Origin of the sequence: Streptomyces sp. SID12501, assembly GCF_010550245.1 — a bacterium.
In the GTDB taxonomy this organism is placed as follows: Bacteria; Actinomycetota; Actinomycetes; order Streptomycetales; family Streptomycetaceae; genus Streptomyces.
This window is the reverse complement of record NZ_JAAGLU010001045.1, coordinates 1-387: the sequence shown is the minus strand read 5'-3', so window position 1 is coordinate 387 and position 387 is coordinate 1. Positions and strand designations below refer to the sequence as shown.

General features: G+C 66.9%; 1 pseudogene. It reads left to right on the top strand.

The window, feature by feature from the left end:
• A pseudogene (locus G3I71_RS49745) lies at positions 1–294 on the top strand (hypothetical protein); the annotation flags it as partial.
• Between the last annotated feature and the right edge of the window lie 93 nt (positions 295–387).

The following is a 387-nucleotide window of genomic DNA, read 5'->3' as shown; positions in this document are numbered from 1 at the left end:
GTGGCGCAGAAGTTCGCCACGTACGGCAGCGCGAAGACCGGCTGGGTCTACGAGATCCACGCGCCCGGCGGCATCGACGTCAACGCCACCGCCCGCGTGAACAACTACAACTCGCCCTACCTGTGGAACAAGGAGGTCGACTTCCCCGGCGGGGTCAAGGGTCGCTACATCAAGGGGGCCTGCAAGTTCCGGCTGACCCACACGGATCCACAGACCAAGGTCAACACCTACGAGGAACTCGGCTGCAAGAACAACGACGGGTTCGCGCCCTACGCGACGGACGACGCCGCATAGAGCGCGGCCCGCGGACGCCGATCCGCTCGGACAGCGGATGGGCCGCCTGCCGAGGCCGGCTGCCCATCGCAGCCGCGAGATATGCCTCAGGAC